A 16,697-nucleotide genomic window follows, 5' to 3' on the forward strand; every position below is an offset into this window, starting at 1 on the left:
CCGCCCCGGCGCTCCGCGTGGGCTGCCGCACCCCTCGCTGATAGACGTTGGCCTATCTGGATGAGTACGATCAACGTTTTTTCATCCAGATAGGCCAACGTCTATCGAAATCGGGGCGCGTTTGCGCAAGGCGTGGACGGGTGATGGTCAGCGGTTGGGGGCTCCGGCGTCGCTGCGGCCGTCGAGGCTGATGGTGGGCTCGTTGCCGGCCAGCATGATGGTGGGCTCGTCCCCAGCCTGAGTCGTGGTCGGCTGCTGCTGGACGGCCTGCGGCGGCGTCGGTGAGGCGGGGGTCGACGGGGCGGCCGACTCGGGAGCCTTCGGCGGAGCGGGCGGCTGGACCGCGGGCTGTGCCGGGGCGGGCAGGGTCACGACCTGGGTCGGCTCGTCGCCGGGAACCGGGTCGGCGGGACGGGACGCCTCGGCGCGGCGGCGCTCGGCCTCCTCGGCCTCGCGCTGAGCCTTGGCCAGGCGCTCCAGCTCGACGTGCAACTGCTGCTTCAGCTCGGCCAGGCGGTGTTCGACCTGGGTGACGTCGGCCCGCATCGCCACCAGGCGGGTCTGGCCGTCCTCGTACTGCTGCTTGGCGTTGTCGGCGGCGGCCTGCTCGGCGGCGGCCCGCCCGCGGGCGAGCGCCACCTCCTGCTCGGCCCGGTCGGTGCGCTGCGTCGCCTGGGTCTCCACCTCGGCCAGCTTCTGCGCGGCGGCGGCGGTCGCGGCGGCGAGTCTCTGCTCGCCCTCCGTGGTGGCCGTGGCGACCCGCTGCTCGGCTTCCGCGGCGGCGGCCGCGAGCTGCTGCTCGGCCTGGGCGCGGCTGTCGGCGGCGTGCTTGTCGGCCGCGGCGCGGGCGGCCGCGATCTCCTTGTCGGCCTGGATGCGCCGGGAGGCGGCCTCCTGCGCGGCGGCGGTGCGCATGCCCTGCGCTTCGAGCTGGGCGTGCGCGAGCAGTTCGCGGGCCTCGGCGCGCAGGCGCTGGGTCTCCTCGGTCAGGTCGGTGCGGTGGCGCTCCTCGGCCTTGCGCTCCTCGGCGCGGCGGGAGGCCAGGGCGAGGTCGAAGTCGCGGGACGCGGTCGCGGCACGCTCGCGGGCGTCGGCGAGCAGGCGCTCGGCCTCGCCGCGCTGGTCGGCGATCTCCTGGGCGGCGCTGCTGCGCAGGTCGTCGGCCTGGTCCTCGGCGAGGGAGAGGATCTGCTCCACGCGCGCGCCCAGGTGCCGGAAGGAGACCCGGGACGGCACGGCGCGGCGGGCGGCGTCGGCCAGCTCCAGCTGGAGCTGCTGCACCTGCCCGGCCAGGGCCTGCAACTGCGAGATGGCCTGGTCCCGTTCGGCGGCCAGAGTCGCCAATTCGGACTCGACCTGGACGACGTAGCGGTTCACCTGCTTCTTGTCGAAGCCCTTGAGGGAGGTATCGAAGCTGGGTTCCGAGGAAACGCCCTCACCGAGCGCGAACAGGTCTCCGCCGTGCGACATGCGGTCCATCTTCACATAAAAGGTCACGCCGCGCCCGACAGGTGCCGGGCGCGGCGTGATCAGATGTGGTTCGGCTCGTTATTCGGCCTTTTCGGCCTTCGGCTTCTCCTCGGCCTGCGCCGGGGCGGGGTTGCCGACGCCGGGGACGATGCCGGCCAGGCCGGACAGCATCTGGCCGAGCTGCGCGGTGACCGCGTTCTTCTGGCGGGTGAGGTCGTCGACCTCGCGACGCGCGGCCGTCGTGGTGAGCTCGGCCTCGTTGCGGGCCTCGGTGACCAGGCGGTGCGCCTCGGCCTTGGCCTCGTTGACGTTCTTCTCCGCGGCGACGCGGGCCTTCTCGGTCGTCTCGGTGGCGGTGCGCTCGGACTCGACCCGGCGCGCCTCGGCACGCTGCTCGATCTCCTTGGCCCGGTCCTCGGCGGCACGGGCCCGCTCCTCGGCCTCGCCGACCAGCTTCTGCGTGGCGGCGACGGCGGACGAGTGGCGCTGCGACTCCTCGCGCTCGGACTTCTCCCGGCGCTCGGCCAGCTCGAGCTGCAGGGCCTGCAGGTCCTTGTCGCGCTTGTCGCGGGCGTCGGCCAGCATCTTGGAAGCCTCGGCGCGCTTCTCCTCCGCCTCGCGGGCGGCCTTCGCGCGCAGCTGGGTGATCTCCCGCTCGGCCGTGGCGCGCAGCGTCGCGACCTCGCGCTCGACGGTGGCCTTGAGCTCGGCCACCTCGTGCGAGGTGGCGGTGCGCAGCTGCTTGGTCTCGCGGTCGGCGTCGGCGCGCAGGGTGTCGGCCTCGCGGCGGGCCTGCACCCGCACCTCGGCGGCTTCACGCTCGGCGGCGGTGCGCAGGTTGCCGGCCTCGCGCTCGGCGGTCGCCTTCATGGCGGCGGCCTCGGCACGCGCCTTGTCGGTGATCTCGCGGGCCTCGAGGCGGGCCGCGGACAGGATGCCCTCGGACTCGCGCTTGGACTCGCCGCGGTGGTCGTTGGCCTGCTCCTCGGCGAGGCGCAGGATCTGCTCCACGCGGGTGCCGAGGCCGGACAGGGTGGGACGGCTGTTCTCTTCCAGCTGCTTGCTCGTGTCGGTGAGCTTCTGCTCGACCGAGTTGAGCCGCTGCTCAGCCTGGCGCAGACGACGCTGGGCGTCGTTCATGCGCTGCTCGGCCTCCCCGCGCGCCTGCTCCGACTGGGCAAGCTGTGCGTTCAGGCGGCCGACAAACGCGTTTACCTGCTCGCGATCGAAACCGCGCAGGACGACTGTGAAGTCTTGTTGGGTATTCGCGCCCTCGAAGAACGCGACGGAGGAGGGAGGCTGGGACATTGGCACATACTCGCAGATGACCCCGGGTGTCGCGCAAGGGCGTGCGGGGACTTTCGCCCCTCGGATGTGGGCCGGTTTGCGGATGGAAGATCCATACCGCAAGCCAATAGTCAGTATTGCCGGAAATGACGGATGACGGAAGTGCGCTGTCGCACCTCCGCCATCCGTGTCCTCACTTGCTGTGAGCGAAGTGTCACACCCCGCGGAAGCGGTTGATGGCGGGCAGATGGCGGGCCCGCTTGTCCTGATCGCGTACGCCCAGACCTTCTGCGGGGGCCAGGCACAGCACGCCCACCTTGCCCTGGTGCGCGTTGCGGTGCACCTCGTAGGCGGCCTGCCCGGTCTGCTCCATGGTGAAGGTCTTCGACAGCGTCGGGTGGATCCGGCCCAGGTCGACCAGGCGGTTGGCCTCCCATGCCTCGCGATAGTTGGCGAAGTGGCTGCCCACGATCCGCTTCAGCGACATCCACAGGTAGCGGTTGTCGTACTGGTGCTCGTAGCCGCTGGTCGAGGCGCAGGTGACGATCGTGCCGCCCTTCTTGGCGACGTACACGCTGGCGCCGAAGGTCTCCCGGCCCGGGTGCTCGAACACGATGTCGGGGTCGTCGCCGCCGGTCAGCTCGCGGATGCGGGCCCCGAACCGCTTCCACTCGGCCGGGTCCTGGGTGTGCTCATCGGACCAGAACCGGTAGCCCTCCGCGGCGCGGTCGATGACCAGGTCCGCGCCCATGCGGCGGCAGATCTCGGCCTTCTCCGGAGAGGACACCACGCACACCGGGATCGCGCCGCCGTTGAGCGCCATCTGCGTGGCGTACGAGCCGAGGCCGCCGCTCGCGCCCCAGATCAGCACCACGTCGCCCTGCTTCATGTTCGCGCCGTGGTGCGACACCAGCTGCCGGTAGGCGGTGGAGTTGACCAGCCCCGGGCTTGCCGCCTCCTCCCAGGTCAGGTGGGCGGGCTTGGGCATGAGCTGGTTGGACTTGACGATCGCCAGCTGGGCCAGCCCGCCGAAGTTGGTCTCGAAGCCCCAGATGCGCTGCTGCGGGTCGAGCATGGTGTCGTCGTGCCCGGCCGCGTCCTCCAGTTCGACGTTGAGGCAGTGCGCCACGATCTGGTCCCCGGCCTGCCATTTCGTCACCCCGGGGCCGGTGCGCAGCACCACTCCCGCCGCGTCCGAACCCACCACGTGGTACGGCAGATCATGGCGCTTGGTCAACGCCGACAACCGTCCGTATCGCTTCAGGAACCCGAACGTCGACATCGGCTCGAAAATGGACGTCCACACCGTGTTGTAGTTGACCGCACTGGCCATCACCGCGATCAGCGCCTCGCCGGGCCCCAGCTCCGGTGTGGGCACTTCCTGCAGGTGGAGCGCCTTACGAGGGTCTTTGTCGCGAGTGGCCAGCCCGTCGAACATCGCGGTCTCGTCCTCGCGTACCACCATGCCCTGGTATGCGGCCGGGACCGGCACGGCGGCCAGGCCCCGCAGCACGGCGGCCGGGTCGGCCGCCGTCTCGGCTTCCATGATCACGTCGAGGATGTCTTGCACGGCGCCACCTCCGTGGTGAGGGAACTGCGGCGTCCCGCGCTCGCGCTGCGGGCGGTAGTTCCGGGTCTGCGGGCCATCCTTGGCGGGCCCTCCTGCGGGTCGCCATGTGGTCGGGCACACATGTGCGCTTCAGGTGAGCCGGACGTTACTGGTCGGTAGCTTTCGCGGGAACGGGTGTGTGAAAAACTCCACGCCCGACTTAACGATCATTCAGCCATCGCGGCGATGATCGCCGTTTCGGGTCAGAAACTGCGGTTGAGCCAGAGGTCCCGACCTCAAACGGCGATCATGCGCGTCGGCGTGGGTCGGATCAGTGGCCGTGGCCGGGTTCGACCAGCTCCACCAGCACGCCGCCCGCGTCCTTCGGGTGCACGAAGTTGATCCGCGAACCCGCGGTGCCGCGCTTGGGGGTGTCGTAGAGCAGGCGTACGCCGCGCTCGCGCAGGGCCGCGCAGGTCGCGTCGACGTCGGCGACGGTGTACGCCATCTGCTGGATGCCGGGGCCGTTGCGGTCGAGGAACCTGCCGATGGGGGAGTCCGGGCGCAGGGGCGCGAGCAGCTGCACGGCTCCGCCGTCGGGACTCGGCCCGACCTGCAGCATCGCCTCGCGTACGCCCTGCTCGTCGTTGGTCTCGGTGTGCACGCAGGTCATCCCGAACGTACCTTCGTAGAAGGCGATGGCGGCGTCGAGATCCGGCACCGCGATGCCCACGTGGTCGATGCGCAGTAGCCCCACGAGCTGTGACGGAGTGCTCTGTGATGAGGTCGACAGGGATGCGGGATCGGTCATGCGGTTAGTCTGACCGAACCATCGTTAAGGCGATACGTGAACCAGGCCACTCGGAGGGGTACACCATGACTTCTGTGATCGTGAGCGGAGCGCGCACCCCGATGGGCCGCCTGCTCGGCAACCTGAAGGACCTGTCGGCCACGCAGCTCGGGTCGGTCGCCATCAAGGCCGCCCTGGAGCGCGCCGGGGTCTCCCCCGACCAGGTGCAGTACGTGATCATGGGTCAGGTGCTGCAGGCCGGTGGCGGCCAGATCACCGCCCGCCAGGCCGCCGTCGGCGCCGGGGTGCCGATGAGCGTGCCCGCGCTGACCGTCAACAAGGTCTGCCTGTCCGGCCTCGACGCGATCGCACTGGCCGACCAGCTCATCCGCGCGGGCGAGTTCGACATCGTGGTGGCCGGCGGCATGGAGTCCATGACCAACGCCCCGCACCTGCTGATCGGGCAGCGCACCGGCTACAAGTACGGCGACGTCGTCGTCAAGGACCACATGGCCCACGACGGCCTGTCCGACGCCTGGGACCAGTGCTCGATGGGCGAGTCGACCGAGCGCCACAACGGCCGCTACGAGATCAGCCGCGCCGAGCAGGACGCCTTCGCCGCCGCGTCGCACCAGCGCGCCGCCGCCGCGATCAAGGACGGCCGCTTCGCCGAGGAGATCGCCCCGGTCACCATCCCCGCCCGCAAGGGCGACCCGATCGTGGTCAGCGAGGACGAGGGCGTACGCCCCGACACCACCGCGGACACCCTGGGCAAGCTGCGCCCGGCGTTCGCCAAGGACGGCACCATCACCGCCGGGTCCTCCTCGCCGATCTCCGACGGCGCGGCCGCGGTCGTGGTCATGCGCAAGGAGAAGGCGCAGGAGCTCGGCCTGACCTGGCTCGCCGAGATCGGCGCGCACGGCAACGTGGCGGGCCCCGACAACTCGCTGCACGCCCAGCCCGCCAACGCCATCAAGCAGGCCCTCGCCAAGGACGGCCTGACCACGGCCGACCTGGACCTGGTCGAGATCAACGAGGCGTTCGCCGCGGTCGGCATCCAGTCCACCCGCGAGCTGGGCATCGACCCCGAGATCGTGAACGTCAACGGCGGCGCGATCGCCCTGGGCCACCCCATCGGCATGTCGGGCGCCCGCCTCGCCCTCACCCTCGCCCTCGAACTCAAGCGCCGCGGCGGCGGCATCGGCGCGGCCGCCCTCTGCGGCGGCGGCGGCCAGGGCGACGCCCTGATCCTCAAAGTCACCCCCTAACCACCCCCGCGCCTCCGGCGCGCCGCCCACCCCCGGCGCTCCGCGCCGCACCCCCTGGCGCAACTCTTAAAGAGTCGCGGCATTCCGGGCCACCGGAGGCCGCGACTCTTTAAGAGTTGCCGCACTTGCTGACCTGCCCCGCTGTCTGTGATTGGTTGATGTGATGAGCGAGTCGAGAGTGCCGTCGCCTTTGTCGCAGCGGTCGGTGGGCGAACTCGTGGCGGGGGCGCGGCAGGGGGAGGCCAGGGCGGTGGCCCGGCTGATCACTTATGTGGAGTCGGGGGCTGCGGCGCTGGCGGAGATCGCGGCGATGCTGGCGCCCACGGCGGGGGACGCGCTGGTCGTGGGGTTGACCGGGTCGCCGGGGGTGGGGAAGTCGACCACCACGAACGAGCTGGTGCGGGCGTACCGGGCGGCGGGTAAGCGGGTCGCGGTGCTGGCGATCGACCCGTCGAGTCCGTACACGGGGGGCGCGATCCTCGGGGACCGGATTCGGATGCAGGACCATGCCACCGATCCGGGCGTATATATCCGGTCCATGTCCAGCCGGGGGCACCTCGGCGGGCTGTCGGCGGCGACTCCGGCGGCGGTGCGGGTGCTGGCCGGGGTCGGCTTCGACGTGGTGCTGGTGGAGACCGTGGGCGTCGGGCAGGCCGAGGTGGAGATCGCTTCGCTGGCCGATACGACGCTGGTGCTGCTCGCGCCCGGGATGGGCGATGCCATCCAGGCCGTCAAGGCGGGCATCCTGGAGATCGCCGACATCTTCGTCATCAACAAGGCCGACCGCGACGGCGTGGAGGCCACCCACCGCGACATCCAGGGCATGATCGCCCTCGGCGGGTCCGACCGCGGGCCCGGCGACTGGCGGCCGCGTGTGGTCAGAGCTGTCGCGGCCCGTGCTGAGGGCATCGACGGCATCATCGACGCGATCGAGGAGCACCGGACCTGGCTGGTCGACACCGAGCAGCTGACGGTGCGACGACGCCGCCGTGCCGCCGCCGAGATCGAGGCCCTGGCCCTGGGCCAGCTACGCGCCCGCTTCGCCGAACTGCCCGGCGAGGGCCTGTCAGCGCTCGCCGACAAGGTCGTCGCCGGGTCGCTGGACCCGTACGCGGCCGCCACCCAGCTGCTGGACGACCTGGTCTGACCGTCTGCCGAGGGGCGGCGGCTAACGCTGCGTGAGCGGGCGGATTCGCCCCGAGAGCTGCGAGGACGCGGGTTGGCAACGATAGGCGAAGCGGCTTCACGAGCGGACTGACCAATCGCTAAGGTGTCGGGGCACATTGGGCTCTTACGCGTGGAGGCGACGGTGACCGGTTGGTCCGTCATGATGCGGGGCATCCGGCACCGCTCCGGCCGATCGCTGGTGGTGCTGTCGCTCGCGGCCTTCGCCACCGCCGCGGCGGTGCTCGCCCCGGCGTACGGCCGCGCCGCGCAGCAGTCGGTGCTGACCGACGCGCTCAGCGCCGCACCGGCCAGCGCCGCAGCGGTGACGGTGACCGCCGAGGGCAGCGCTGACACCGCCGAGGCGGCGCACCAGCCGGTCGGTGACACCCAGTCGGTCGTCAACGGCGCGCTCGCCAAGGCCCCGCACCTGGCCGCGGTGCTGGACCGGCCGGTCGGCACGGTCAGCACGGACACGTCGGTGACCGCCGGCGGCTCCCGCTACGCCGCGCGGCTTGCCTGGCACCAGGGCGCGTGCACGCACCTGCGGATCACCGGCGACTGCGCCATCGACGCCGAGCAGGTGATGCTCAGCGACCGGGCCGCGGCCGAGGCGGGCGTCGAGGTCGGCGACAAGGTGTCGGTACGCCCGGCGCAGGGCGAGGCGGCACCGCGGACGTACGAGGTCGTCGGCCTCTACACCCCGCTCGCCCCCGACGACTCCTACTGGGGCAACAACGGCTTCTTCGCGCAGGCGCAGTCCGGCGGCGAGGGCGCGGCACGGCTGGACGCGGTGTTCACCGGTGCCGAGGACGACGTACGGCTGGGCGACGCGGTGCCGGTGACCCTGTCGGTGGCGTACCCACTGCGTCCCGGGCAGGTGCGGCTGGACGACGTCGCCGCGCTACGCGGTGAGCTGGGCACCCTCGGCCTGGCGCTGAACGGCTTCGAGCTGCAGGTCGAGACGGCGCTGCCGTCGATCGTCGAGGACGCGGCCAAGGACCAGGACGCGCTCGCCCGGACCGTGCCCATCATCGCGGTCCCGCTGGTGCTGCTGGCGTTCGTGGTGCTCCTGCTGCTGGTCGCGGCGCTGACCGAGGAGCGCGGCCCGGAGCTGGCGCTGGCCCGGCTGCGCGGCTACGGCAGCGGCGGCACGATCCGCTTCGGACTCGGCGAGACACTGCTGCTGATCGCCCTCGGCGCTCCGCTCGGCCTGGCCGCCGGGCTGGGCGCGGTCGAGCTGGCCGCACGCTCGGTGCTGGCGGAGGGCGTACACGTCGAGATCCGGTGGCCGGTTTTCGCCGCCGCCGCGGGTGGCCTGCTGCTGGCCTGCGCCGCTGCCTGGCTGGCCGCGCGGGCCACGCTGGGCCGCAGCGTGCTGGGCCTGCTGCGGCGCGTGCCGCAGCGCGGCACCTGGCGTGCGGGCGTGCTCGAAGGCGTCGCCGCGGCACTGGCGATCGCCTCGCTGGCCGCGGCGCTGCGCGACCGGTCGGCCCCGCTGGCGCTGCTGGCGCCCGCCGCCCTCGCCATCGTGGCGGGCGTGCTGGCCGGCCGGACGCTGAGCCTGTGGTCGCGGGTGCGGCTCGGCCTGGCCCGCCGCCGTGGGCGGCTACCGGCCATGCTGTCGGCCGCGCAGCTGTCCCGCCGTCCCGGCGCCGCCCGGACCGTCGCGGTGCTCACCGCCGCCGTCGCGCTGCTGACCTTCTCCGCCGCCGCGTGGGACGTGGCGGCCGACGCCCGCGCCGAGCGGGCCGACGACGCGGTCGGCGCGCCGACCGTCTACGCCGTCTCCGCCGCGCACCCGCAGGCACTGGTCAAGGCGCTCGCCTCGGCCGACCCGACGAACCGGTCGATGGCCGTGGTGCGCGTCGACGAGCTCTACAACAACCAGCGGGTCGAGCTGATCGGGGTGCAGTCGGAGCGGCTGCCCGCCGTCGCCATCTGGCGCGGGTACGACGCCGCCGAGCTGTCCGCCCTGGCCGGACGCCTGCGCGCCGACGTGCCCCAGGTCGCCGAGGTCGGCGGGCAGCTGACCGCGCGGGTGTCGGTGAGCGTGCTCGGTGACACCCCCGCCCGGATCGGCGCGCTGGTCTCCTCGCCCGGCGAGCCGCCGAGTGTGGTCTGGCTGGGCCGCCTGAAGGAGGGCGTACGCAGCTACACTGCCGCCGCCCCGGCCTGCGCGACCGTGCCGTGCCGCCTGGTCGGCCTCGCGGTCGCCCGGGTGACCGGCGAGACCGGGCCGGTGCAGGTCCAGCTGAGCGTCGACGAGCTGCGCTCGGGCGGGCAGCCGCTGCCGGTGCGGTTCGGCGCGACGGCGGCGTGGCGGTTCCTGCGGGACCGTACGCCCAACGCGACCGTGCGGATCACGCCCGGCCCGCAGCTCGGCCTCAGCGTGACCTCGGCCGACCAGGGCGACGTGCTCGTCTCCTACCTGGACACCCCGGAGGAGCTGCCCGCGGTGCTGGCTGGTTCCGCGCCGAGCAGCGACGACCCGGAGCACTTCGACCTGCCCGCGTTCGCCGAGGCCCCGCAGTCGTTCGGCGTGCTGGAGAAGGCCGCCGTGCTGCCCCGCGCCGGCGAGCGCGGCCTGCTGTTCGACCTGGACCTGGCGACCCGGGCGGCATCGGTGACGCAGGGCCTGTCCGACGCGAGCGACCTGCGCTACGAGGTGTGGGCCGCGGCAGACGCCCCGTCCGACCTCGCCGCCAAGCTTGCCGGCCAGGGCGTACGCGTGCTGCGCACGGAGACGGTGCCGGACGAGCTGGCCCGCCTCGGCCGCCGCGCACCCGCGCTCGGCCTGCGGCTGTACCTGCTGGCCGGTATCGCGGCGGCGCTGCTCGCGCTGGGCGTGCTCATGCTCAGCACCCGGCTCGGCGCCGGTGACCGCCGCGCCGAACTGGCCGCGCTGCGCATCACCGGCGTACGCCCCAACGTGCTGCGCCGCAGCCTGCGGCGGGAACGGTTCTCATTGATCGGCCTGCCGATGATCGTCGGATTGCTGGTCGGCCTCGGGGCCGCGGCCCTGATGCTGCCCGGTATCCCGCTGGTCACCGTCGGCACGGCCGGAGCCCCGAACCTGACCGGGGACGTGTTCGGCGCGCTGGTGCCGGGCCTGGCCCTGGACGCGCTGCCGCTGGCCATCGGTGGTGCGCTGCTGGTGCTCGTGGTGGCGGTGCTGCGCGGCGGCCGGCTGGTCAAGCAGGCGACCCCTGAACTGATCCGAGGAGGCGGCCGGTGAACGGCACGGTTACCTGTCGCGGCCTGGTCTACATCTACCGGCTCGAGGGCTACGACGTCGTCGCCCTCGGCGGGGTGGACCTGGACATCGCACCCGGCGAGTCGGTGGCCCTGCTGGGCCCGTCCGGCTCCGGCAAGTCCACGCTGCTCTCCCTGCTGGCCGGGCTGATCCGCCCGGCCGCCGGGCGGGCCACGGTCGGCGAGACCGACCTGGCCAAGGCGTCGGAGGCCGACTTGGCCAGGATGCGCGCCACCGAGGTCGGCGTCGTGCTGCAGGGCGCCGAGCGCAACCTGCTGCCGTACCTGACCGCTGAGCAGAACGTGCGCTTCGCCCAGCGCGCCGCCCGCGCCCACGGCGTCGGCGACCTGCCCGCCCCGCGCGACGTGCTGGCCCTGGTCGGCCTGCTCGGCGTACGCGGACGGCTGCGCCAGCGCCCGCACGAGCTGACCCCCGGCGAGCGGCAGCGCCTCGCCCTGGCCGTGGCCCTGGCGCACAAGCCGGGGCTGCTGCTGGCCGACGAGCCGACCAGCCAGCTCGACTCCGTCGCCCGCGACGAGGTCATCGCCGCCCTGGAGTCGGTGCGCCGCAACGGCACCACCGTCGTCGTGGTCACCCACGACCCCGAGGTCGGCGCGGGCATGGGCCGCCAGGTCACCATCCGCGACGGGCGGGTCGGCGGCGAGGGCCGCCTCGGCGAGGAGTTCGCCGTCGTCGGCCGGGACGGCGCGGTCCACCTGCCCCCCGACGTGCTGGCCATGCTGCCGCCCGGCACCCGGCTGCGCGTGCACCCGCGCCCCGACGGCACGGTCGTGCTGGCCCCCGCGCACGCCGCCCAGCCCGGCAGCGAGCTGGTGCCCGCCGACGAGTACGAGCCCGAGGACGACGCGACCGCCTACCGGCGCGGGCAGATCGTCCCCGACTACAGCCGTGAGGTGGCCTGATGACCCGGATGCTGCTCGCCGACCGGATCACCATGGCGTACGGCAAGGACCGGGCGGTGCTGCGCGACATCACCGTGGCCGCCCAGCCGGGCCGCATCCTGGCCGTCACCGGCGCGTCCGGCGCGGGCAAGACCACGCTGCTGTGGGCGCTGGCCGGACTGCTGAGCCCGGTCGAGGGCCAGGTCACCCTCGACGGCGCCCCGCTGCGCGACCGCGACCAGGCCGTCACCCAGGGCATCATCCTGATCCCGCAGCACAACGGCCTCGCCCCGACCCTGACCGCCGCCGAGAACATCCTCGTCGCACTGGTCTCAGCGGGCGTACGGGCCGGAGACGCGCGCCGCCTCACCGCCGAGGCACTGGAGCGCGTAGGCCTCGCCAACCAGGCCGAGCAACTGGTCGAGGAACTGTCCGGCGGCCAGCAGCAGCGCACCGCCATCGCCCGCGGCCTCGCCCTACGCGGCCCCGTCCTGCTCGCCGACGAGGTGACCAGCGAACTGGACGCCGCCAACCGCCAAACCGTCCTGACCCTCCTCCGCGCCGAAGCCGACCGAGGCGCAGCCGTCGTCTTCACCACCCACGACCCCCAAGCCGCCGCCGCCTGCGACGACGAACTCCACCTCATCGACGGCCACGCCACCACCCCCGCGCCCCGCTGACCCCCCTCTTCCGCAACTCTTAAAGACTTGCGGCCTCCGAGTTCTTCGGAGGCCGCAAGTCTTTAAGAGTTGTCGCAGGTTGTGGGCGGGGATGTGTCGTATGTGGAGGGTGGGGTACGGTGCCTTGTTGTGGTAGTTGATGAAGTGCCGATCTCGCCGCACCACGATGACCCTCACGATGTCGTGTACTTCCGTCGTCATGTGGCGGACGACGCGCGGCGGACGGCACCGGGGCAGGTGTTCCTGCGTTCCTGCCCGCCGACGGTGCGCGCGAAGTTCTTCGCCGTGCTGGTCGCGGTGGCCAAGGCTCCGCCGCACCGCTTTGCCGGGGGAGGCCTGTGGGAGGTGATGCACGGCTCGATGTCGGGCTGGTACGAGGTGCGGCTGGACGGGCCGAAGCCCGGTGGAGGTCGGGGGCGGCACCACTATCGGCTCTTCTGCCTGGTCGACTTCACGGCGATCGGCAGGGAGAAGCCGCTGCTGGTGGTGGTGACCGGGCTGATGAAGCCGGTCGCCACGACGTTGTCGGACGGCGACTACGCGGCGGTGCGGCGGCTGGGCGAGGAGTACCACGCCCGCAATCCGAGATCGATCGGCTGACATGTCATGCGGCGGCGAGCCGGGCGCGGGTCTCCGGGGTGGGGCGGCCTGAGCGGAGTGCGTCGGTGACGGCCCGGCGCTCGTGCTCCGGCATGGGCTCTAGCCTGACCCGCAGGCCTAAGGCGGCGGCCACCTCGGCCAGGGTGCCGATCGTGGGGTTCGGGCTGGTGGCTGAGAGCAGGCGACGGACGACCGCGGGTTCCGCTCCGATGGCCCGAGCGAGTTCGGCCTTGTTCAGGTGCGCGGACTCCCGGGCATCCTCCAGCGCGTTGATGAGCGCGTCGACGGTGGAGATCCGCACTGATTCGGTGAGGTACGCCCGCAGGAACTCGGGGTCGTCGAGGTTGCCTGCCAGGTCGTCCCAGAATGCGCTGTCCATGAGTCTCCGTTCCCGGGTGCGTAGCATATATGCTACGCACCCGGGAACGGAGCTGCAACGCGTCAGCGGCTGTAGATCTCGAATTCCCAGAGGGAGTAGCCGTAGGTGGTGGCGCGGGTGATGCCCTGCATGCGGATGTAGCGGGCGTTGACAGGGGTGAAGGTGTTGTTGTCGACGGCGCCGTTGCCGGTGGTGGTGGTGAAGGCGGTGGTCCAGGTGCTGCCGTCGGTGGAGACGTCGATGCGGTACGAGCGGCCGTACGCCGTCTCCCAGCGAAGGATGGTCCGGCCGACGGTGCGTACGCTGCCCAGGTCGACGGTGATCTGCCTGTTGTCGGCGGAACTGCTGCTCCAGCGGGTGGTCGGGTTGCCGTCGACGGCGTTGCCGGCCGGGTAGAACAGCTGGCTGCCGTTCGCCGAGGCGGGGCGGCCCTGGGCGAGGTTGGCGATGTCCTGGCCGCGCTTGGCCGGGAACGACACCACCTGCTGGTACGTCGGGCGGTTCTGCCAGGCGGTCAGCGGCGCGGTGATGCCGCCGAGGGCCGACTGCAGGATCGCGTCGGCGCACCACTGGTCACCGGCGGCGCAGTGGTCGTCGCCGGGGTAGACGGCGGTCGCCGCCTGGCCGTTGGCGCTGCCCAGGGTCGACAGCAGCACCGAGCGGCAGGCGCTGAGCACGCCGTTGCCGCAGTACGTGCGGCCGAGCCCGCCCGCGACCGGGTCGCCGAGCACGGTCCGGACGTCCTTCTCGACGTAGCCCCACCAGCCGTGCTGGAAGGACGAGCCCTTGTGGGCCTGGGCCGAGCTGAGCGAGCCGGGCAGGCTGGAGCCGGGGCCGTTCTGGCCGCCCGACGGGGACTCGTTGATGGACATGGCGTCGACCAGGGCCCCGTAGAGGCCGTCGCCGAGCGCGGACTGGAACTGGCCGCTCACCAGCAGCGGCCACCAGGCGTCGAAGATCCGGATCGCGTCGGCGTGGGCGTACACCTTCGAGCCGGGGGCGGTCTCCACGCGCTTGGCGCCGGACTGCTGCCAGGCCTTGAGCTTGCTGACCGCGCTGGCCAGGGTGGGGTCGGTGACGGCCTGGCTCTCGATCACGCGGAGCAGGTCGTCGAGCACCTTCCAGCCGCGCAGGTCGGTGACCCCGGCGTTCTCGACCAGGGTCGCCAGCGAGGAGCGGGTGAACTTGTGCCCGCTCGCGATGGCGGCCTTGACGGGTGCGTCGAGCAGGTCGGCGCGGTGCACCGAGCCGAAGCTGAAGTCGCCGTCGGCCGCGCCGAAGTCCTTGGCCTGCCGGTTGTTCCAGCTCACGTAGTAGTCCTGGTTCACCGACTGCGGGTGGGTGGCGTTGGCCGCCCAGGTCGCGTTGTTGGTGTCGGCCTGGTAACCCTGCCATTCGTACGCCGCGTCGCCGCGTACCGGCAGGTTGGGGTTGTGCCCGGCGGCGCGCTGCGGGTTGCTGCCGGACATGAAGTAGGCGGTGTCGGTCGCGTTGACGTAGAACCAGTTGAACGAGTAGCCGACGTTGCCCGCGGCGGTCTTGAAGTCGGCCGGGGTGCCCATCGCGGCCGGGTCGTTGAACATCTGGAAGCCGATCGCCGAGTCGGCCTCGTGGCGGTAGGTGGAGCGCAGGCGGGTGAAGGCGTGCGGCACGCCGCCGACGGTGGCGCGCCAGGCCACCAGGCCGAGCTTGGTGCGGTACGTGACCAGCTTGTACGACCCGGCGGCAGTACCGTCGGCGGTCGTCGGCGTCCACGCGTTGGTGTGCGACAGCTCCTCCATCGCGGTGCACGCACCCCGGTAGAGGTACTTGTTGCTGTTCAGGGTGGGGGCGCTGCCGTCGGTGGTGCACAGCGGCAGCGAGTACGTGTCGGTGATGTCGTGGGCCGCCGAGGTGGCGCTCCACGCGTAGTCCTGGCCACGGCCGAGCAGCACGTACAGGTTGAGCCCGGCGAACGCCGCGCCGCGCGCGCTGATGCCGGGGCCCTGCAGCTCCTGGACCATGAGCAGCTGCGGGGAGAAGTAGCCGGTCTGCGGCCCGAACACGGCGACCGGGTGCCCGGTGGCCGAGTGCGCGGCGGAGATGACCGCGGCGTTCGACATGCCCTTGCCCTTGTGGCCGATGGTCAGGCTGCCCAGGGCGGCGGCGATGTCGGACTGCGCGGTGACGGCGCTGTTGGCCGAGCCGGTGGGGTTGGTGACGACGGGTTCGGACACGGCCGAGCCCGCGTCGGGCAGTACGACCCCGGCGGCGTTGTCGTCGGCCGCGCCGTACGGGAAGCTGGTGCCGTCGTGGATGGTCAGCACGGTCTCGGGGTCGTTGCGGCTGCGGAACGCGTTCCACACCGCGTCGCCCTCGACCGCGCCGTAGCGGGCCCGCGCGGCCACGCGGACCAGGGCGGACTCCATCTCGCCGCCGCCACCGCCGCCGAACAGGCCGCCGACGACGCCCGCGATGGCGATCAGGTCGGTCATCGTGAACTGCACCGGGCCGCCCGCGTTGGTGATCGCGTCGAGGTGGCCGGTGAGCACGTACTCGCCGGGGCAGTTGCGGTCGGCCATGCACTTGCCGATGTAGGCGTTGATGCCCGCGATGTAGTTCTGCACGTCGGTGTAGAGCTGCGCGCCGCGCCCGCCGAGGCTCTGTAGCGCGTTGACCTGCGCCTGGAGGTCTGCCTCGGTGTACGGCGCGTTGCGCCACACGCTCTGCTCCAGCGAGCGGTTGCCCGCCGCGCCGCCCGCGAACGGGGTCAGCGTGCCGCGCCCGACGTGGCGCAGCAGGTCCATGGTGAACAGGCGGTCCTCGGCACCGGCGTAACCGGCCCCGAACATGGTCCCGGCGCGGGTGGTGCCGGTGACGTGCGGCGTGCCGGTGGCCTTGTCGCGGACCACGGTCACGTCGGAGCGGGGCGCGTAGCTGCGCTCGACCTGCCCGGCGGGCACACCGAACGAGGCGTCGTTGAAGTACGACGGGATCTGCTCGTCGGTGAGCCCGGCGTAGTTGTAGACGAGGTTGGCGTACCGGTCGAGCTGGTCGGCCGAGTGCGCGGGCCGGGTGCCGAACACCTGGTGGCCGAGGATGTCGACGAGGGTGGCGTTGCCGTTCTGACCGGGCGGCAGGATGTCGGAGCACTCGGCCAGGCAGTAGTCGTTGGGGGCGAGCACGGCCGCGGCGGCGGGCGCCGACGGGGCGACCACGGCGAAGGCGGCGGCCGTGAGCAGGGCGAAGGTGGCCGCGAGGGGGCGTTTCGCCCAGGGGCCGTGGGCGGTGGTGCGTCGGGACATGGGTGGATCCCTTCGGCAGGACGGGACGGGTCCGCTGATCCGCATCGGACAGCAGGCCCACGCGCAGC

Annotated in this window: 12 protein-coding genes; 6 read left to right on the forward strand and 6 right to left on the reverse strand. The window is 72.4% G+C overall.

Features of this window, described 5'->3' with window-relative positions; translation table 11 throughout:
• Nucleotides 1–147 precede the first annotated feature (147 nt).
• The 4 genes from HAV40_RS21425 to mce all read right to left on the reverse strand — a co-directional run bounded on the left by HAV40_RS21425 (nt 148) and on the right by mce (nt 5,117).
• Nucleotides 148–1,470, reverse strand: a complete 1,323-nt coding sequence (locus HAV40_RS21425; protein ID WP_166383971.1) for a coiled-coil domain-containing protein — start codon at nt 1,468–1,470, stop codon at nt 148–150.
• A gap of 78 nt (nt 1,471–1,548) precedes the next feature.
• Entirely contained in the window at nt 1,549–2,778 is a 1,230-nt protein-coding gene (locus tag HAV40_RS21430) for a coiled-coil domain-containing protein (RefSeq protein WP_166383973.1), read from the reverse strand.
• Between the two features lie 193 nt (nt 2,779–2,971).
• A complete protein-coding gene (gene ccrA / locus HAV40_RS21435) occupies nt 2,972–4,327 on the reverse strand; it encodes a crotonyl-CoA carboxylase/reductase (RefSeq protein ID WP_166383975.1) in 1,356 nt (451 codons plus the stop codon).
• A gap of 310 nt (nt 4,328–4,637) precedes the next feature.
• Nucleotides 4,638–5,117, reverse strand: coding sequence for a methylmalonyl-CoA epimerase (gene mce / locus HAV40_RS21440; RefSeq protein ID WP_166383977.1), 480 nt, complete (start codon nt 5,115–5,117; stop codon nt 4,638–4,640).
• A 65-nt stretch (nt 5,118–5,182) separates the two neighbouring features.
• Between mce and HAV40_RS21445 the strand changes: the two genes are divergently transcribed.
• From HAV40_RS21445 to HAV40_RS21470, 6 genes are all read left to right on the forward strand, one after another.
• Nucleotides 5,183–6,364 (forward strand): acetyl-CoA C-acetyltransferase, encoded by a 1,182-nt coding sequence (locus HAV40_RS21445; RefSeq protein ID WP_166383979.1) that lies wholly within the window; start codon nt 5,183–5,185, stop codon nt 6,362–6,364.
• 163 nt (nt 6,365–6,527) lie between these two features.
• The gene (gene meaB, locus HAV40_RS21450) at nt 6,528–7,511 is read left to right on the forward strand and encodes a methylmalonyl Co-A mutase-associated GTPase MeaB (RefSeq protein ID WP_166383981.1); all 984 of its coding nucleotides are present in this window, start codon (nt 6,528–6,530) and stop codon (nt 7,509–7,511) included.
• 162 nt (nt 7,512–7,673) lie between these two features.
• Entirely contained in the window at nt 7,674–10,766 is a 3,093-nt protein-coding gene (locus HAV40_RS21455; protein ID WP_166383983.1) for an FtsX-like permease family protein, read from the forward strand.
• Nucleotides 10,763–11,707, forward strand: coding sequence for an ABC transporter ATP-binding protein (locus HAV40_RS21460; RefSeq protein WP_166383985.1), 945 nt, complete (start codon nt 10,763–10,765; stop codon nt 11,705–11,707). The genes HAV40_RS21455 and HAV40_RS21460 overlap by 4 nt, the downstream gene beginning before the upstream one ends.
• Nucleotides 11,707–12,366 carry an ABC transporter ATP-binding protein gene (locus tag HAV40_RS21465; protein WP_166383987.1) on the forward strand — a complete coding sequence of 220 codons (660 nt, stop codon included), beginning with the start codon at nt 11,707–11,709 and terminating at the stop codon, nt 12,364–12,366. The genes HAV40_RS21460 and HAV40_RS21465 overlap by 1 nt, the downstream gene beginning before the upstream one ends.
• A 144-nt stretch (nt 12,367–12,510) precedes the next feature.
• Entirely contained in the window at nt 12,511–12,966 is a 456-nt protein-coding gene (locus tag HAV40_RS21470; protein ID WP_203671515.1) for a hypothetical protein, read from the forward strand.
• Nucleotides 12,967–12,970: 4 nt separating this feature from the next.
• Here the strand turns inward: HAV40_RS21470 and HAV40_RS21475 are convergent, their stop codons facing one another.
• Complete coding sequence (locus HAV40_RS21475; protein WP_166383989.1) at nt 12,971–13,345, reverse strand: helix-turn-helix domain-containing protein; 375 nt, start codon at nt 13,343–13,345, stop codon at nt 12,971–12,973.
• A gap of 62 nt (nt 13,346–13,407) precedes the next feature.
• Nucleotides 13,408–16,629, reverse strand: a complete 3,222-nt coding sequence (locus HAV40_RS21480; protein WP_166383991.1) for a penicillin acylase family protein — start codon at nt 16,627–16,629, stop codon at nt 13,408–13,410.
• Nucleotides 16,630–16,697 lie beyond the last annotated feature (68 nt).

It is taken from the genome of Catellatospora methionotrophica, from assembly GCF_011297335.1.
Classification (GTDB): domain Bacteria; phylum Actinomycetota; class Actinomycetes; order Mycobacteriales; family Micromonosporaceae; genus Catellatospora; species Catellatospora methionotrophica.